The 4020-nt window shown below is 63.4% G+C and carries 3 protein-coding genes and 1 pseudogene; all 4 read left to right on the forward strand.

Going from position 1 to position 4020, the window contains the following annotated elements:
* The coding region (locus JWR89_RS05580) for an ABC transporter substrate-binding protein (RefSeq protein WP_299712800.1) at positions 1-878 on the forward strand (878 nt) is incomplete at its 5' end.
* Between the two features lie 26 nt (positions 879-904).
* Entirely contained in the window at positions 905-2431 is a 1527-nt protein-coding gene (locus tag JWR89_RS05585; RefSeq protein WP_299712803.1) for an acyl-CoA synthetase, read from the forward strand.
* Positions 2432-2528: 97 nt separating this feature from the next.
* Entirely contained in the window at positions 2529-3626 is a 1098-nt protein-coding gene (locus JWR89_RS05590) for a DUF2855 family protein (RefSeq protein ID WP_299712806.1), read from the forward strand.
* Between the two features lie 222 nt (positions 3627-3848).
* A pseudogene (locus tag JWR89_RS05595) lies at positions 3849-4020 on the forward strand (HNH endonuclease); the annotation flags it as partial.

Below are 4020 nucleotides of genomic sequence, written 5' to 3' on the forward strand. Positions count from 1 at the left end.
GCACCGCCACCAACAATGCCGTGCACCGCTACCTCAACAGCAAGAAGGTGCCGCAGTTGTTCGTGCTGAGCGGTGCCACCAAATGGGCCGACCCGAAGAATTATCCCTGGACCATGCCCGGGATGGCGGCCTACCAGTCCGAAGGGGTGGTCTACGCCAAGCACATCCGTCAGACCAAGCCCGACGCCAAGATCGCTATCTTGGCGCAGAACGACGACTTCGGCCGCGATTACGTCGCCGGCTTCAAGCGCGGCCTCGGCGACAAGGCCGCGAGCATGATCGTGCTGGAAACGAGCTACGAGACCAGCGCGCCGACAATCAGTTCGCAGCTTGCGGCGCTGAAAGCCTCCGGCGCGAACGTCCTGTTCGGCGCCACACTCGGAAAATTCACCTCGCAACTGATCAAGGGCATGGCCGAGATCGGCTGGAAGCCGGAGCTGACCTTTGTGCCGACGTCGTCCGCGTCGATTTCCTTCCTGGCGCCGGCCGGGCTGGAGAATGCCGTTGGCCTCATCTCGTCCAGCAATCAGAAGGACACCAGCGACGCGCAATGGATCGACGATACCGGCGTGAAGGAATTCTTCGCCTTCATGAAGAAGTATATGCCCAATGCCGACCTGAGCAATTCCAACTATGCCGCCGGTTACCACTATGCGAGCCTGCTCGTGAACGTGCTGAAGGCGTGCAAGGATGATTTCAGCCGTGAGAACGTCATGCGCCAGGCGGTTTCGCTGCACGAGGTTCAACTGCCCCTTCTGCTGCCGGGCATGACGGTCTCGTCCGGCCCCGTCGACTTTCTGCCGTTCCAGCAATTGCGGCTGCGTCGCTTCGACGGCAAATCATGGGTCGGGTTCGGCGAACTGCTCGACGACCAATAAGACCAATAAAAGTCAGGGACCACACGATGATTATCAGCGGCGAGCGGAAGATCAGCTATCCGGAGATCCTGGAGCGCATCGCGCGGGCAACGAGCAGCTTCCAGGCCCTCGGGCTGCGCGACGGCGCGCCTGTTGCCATGATGCTACGCAACGATTTTGCGCTGTTCGAGGTCTCCAGCGCCGCGTCCGCGCTTGCCAGCCCTGTTGTCCCGATCAACTGGCATCTCAAGGCGCAGGAGGTCGGCTACATCCTGGCCGACAGCGGCGCCGACATTCTGGTCTGCCACGCCGACCTGCTGCCGCAGATCCGCGACGGTCTGCCGGCCACGCTGCGGCTGTTCGTGGTCGCAACGCCGCCGGAAATCACTGCCGCCTTCGGCGTCACGCCCGCACAGGCGCAAGTTCCGCAAGGCGAAACGGACTGGGACGACTGGCGCGACACCCATGCGCCGTCACGGGAGCCGCAAAAGCGCGGCTCGCCGATGTTCTACACCTCGGGCACCACGGGAATGCCGAAGGGTGTGCGCCGCCAACCGATGCGGCCCGAGCAGGCTGCGGCGTCGGAGCGGGTCGGCGGCATCGCCTATGGCGTCAAGCCCAACGAAGACCAGGTCATCCTGATGAACGGGCCGATGTATCACTCGGCGCCGAGCTCCTATGGTATGCTGGCGTTCCGCAGCGGCTGCACCATCGTGCTCGAGCCGCGTTTCGATCCCGAGGACTTGCTGCAACTGATCGAACGCCACCGCATCACCCACATGCACATGGTGCCGACCATGTTCGTGCGGCTGCTGCGACTGCCGGACGAAATCAAGCAGCGCTACGACCTTAGTTCGCTGCGCTTTGTCGTGCATGGCGCGGCGCCGTGCCCGCCGCAAACCAAGCGCGCGATGATCGACTGGTGGGGTCCGGTCCTCAACGAATATTTCGGTTCTACCGAAACCGGCATTCCGATCTGGCATTCGGCGCAGGAAGCCCTCGCCAAGCCGGGCACCGTCGGCCGCGTCATCGAAGGCGGCATCGTCAAGATCTTCCGGCCCGACGGCGAGTTGTGCGACATCGACGAGCCCGGCGAGATCTTCATGCGGCAGACATCGGTGCCGGATTTCGACTATCACGGCAAGGCGGAAGCGCGCGCCGAGGCCGGCCGCGACGGCCTGATCAGCGTCGGCGATGTCGGCTATCTCGACCGTGACGGCTATCTGTTCCTGTGCGACCGCAAGCGCGACATGGTGATATCGGGCGGCGTCAATATCTATCCCGCGGAGATCGAGAACGCGCTGATCGCCATGCCCGGCGTGCGCGACTGCGCCGTGTTCGGCATTCCCGACGACGAATTCGGCGAGCGGCTGTGCGCCTGCATCGAGCCGGACACCGGCGCTGACCTGACGCCTGCCGCCGTGCAGAGTTTTTTGCGCGATCGCCTCGCCAACTTCAAGGTGCCGAAGAAGATCGAGTTCCTCGACGCGCTGCCGCGCGAGGCCACCGGGAAAATCTTCAAACGCAAGCTGCGAGAGCCCTACTGGGAAGGCTACGCGCGCAACGGCGCGTAGTGCCACGGATCAATCGAACGCTGTTTAAAACATACTTTGTCGCAAAACAGACATCGGCATCGGCGAAAATCGCATTGTGAACACGCGAGGATTGCCCATGACAGTAGCCACGCACTTCATCGTCGCTCGAAACGACATCCAGAACAGCAGGCTGATCGACACTCACTTGCCGGAGGCAGACGCTCTGCCCGACGAGACGCTACTCATCAAAATCGATCGCTTCGCCTTCACCGCCAACAACATCACCTACGCGATGCTCGGGGATGAGCTGAAGTACTGGCAACTGTTTCCAGCACCGGACGGGTTTGGCATCATTCCCGTATGGGGCTTTGGCGAGGTGATCGCCTCGCGGCATTCGCAGGTCGGCGAGGGCGAAATCCTGTTCGGCTATTTCCCGATGGCGACGCATCTAGTGATCGACGCCGCCGACGTCAGCAAACGCGGCCTGCGCGACGCCGCCGCGCACCGCCAAGGCGTGGCGCCGGTCTACAATGCCTATGCACGGGTGACGGGGGACGCGGCGTTCGCCGGACGGCAGGGCGACTATCAGGCGCTACTGCGACCGCTGTTCATGCTGTCGTTCCTGGTCGATGACTATCTCGCCGAGCATAACTTCTTCGGTGCGGAACAGGTGATCCTGTCGAGCGCTTCCAGCAAGGCCGCGTTCGGCCTCGCGCATCTGTTACACAGCCAGCGCCAGCCGGTACGGGTCATCGGGCTGACGTCCGCGTCCAATGTCGGCTTTGTCGCCTCGCTCGGCTGCTATGACGAGGTGGTGAGCTACGACCGCATCGATACGCTGCCGGCCAGGCATCCGGCGGTCTATGTGGATTTTGCCGGCAACGGCGATCTGCGCGGTCGCCTGCATCGGCACTTCGGCGAGCGACTGGTCTACAGCAGCCGCATCGGACTGACGCACCAGAATGCCGCGGCCGAGGAAGCCGACCTGCCCGGCGCCGCCCCGACCTGGTTCTTCGCGCCCGACCAGATCCGCACGCGCGCGAAGGAATGGGGCCCCGGTGGAATTGACAAGCGATTCGGCGCGTCATGGGCCGCCTTTGCGCCGAAGCTCGCAGGATGGATCGAGGTGGTGGAGGGCCGCGGGCCGGCCGCCGTCGAACGGCTCTACCGCGACACGCTGGCCGGTCGCGTGCCGCCGCATCAGGGCCACATGCTGTCGCTGGCGACGCCGTAGAACGCCGCCGACCTCGTCAATCCGGGCACGTTAGTCGCGCGGGAACCACCCGATACAGGCGGATGGGGAAAACCCGCGCTGGATACGACCGATCCGCCCCAATTTGCACCCGCTTCCCAAGCCCGGGATATCCTGCCAATGCCCTTCACAACGCCGTCACGCTGCCTGTAGTATGACAACATTGGCTGCGTCGCAGCCGAATGTGGGGGTCAGGAGCGTTACTTGAACGCACACGTCTCGCAAGGTGGTTGGCCGGTGCTGGTCCTTAATGCGGACTTCCGGCCGCTGAGCTATTACCCACTGTCACTGTGGTCGTGGCAGGATGCGATCAAGGCGGTGTTCCTCGACCGCGTCAATATCGTTGAGCACTACGATCACGCCGTGCACAGCCCGT

It is taken from the genome of Tardiphaga sp. (assembly GCF_028290785.1).
Lineage (GTDB): Bacteria > Pseudomonadota > Alphaproteobacteria > Rhizobiales > Xanthobacteraceae > Tardiphaga.

What these genes read in the sequence shown, in the direction of transcription:
- JWR89_RS05585 (WP_299712803.1), top strand. Translation starts at nt 905, where the DNA reads ATGATTATCAGCGGCGAGCGGAAGATCAGCTATCCGGAGATCCTGGAG.
- JWR89_RS05590 (WP_299712806.1), top strand. Translation starts at nt 2,529, where the DNA reads ATGACAGTAGCCACGCACTTCATCGTCGCTCGAAACGACATCCAGAAC.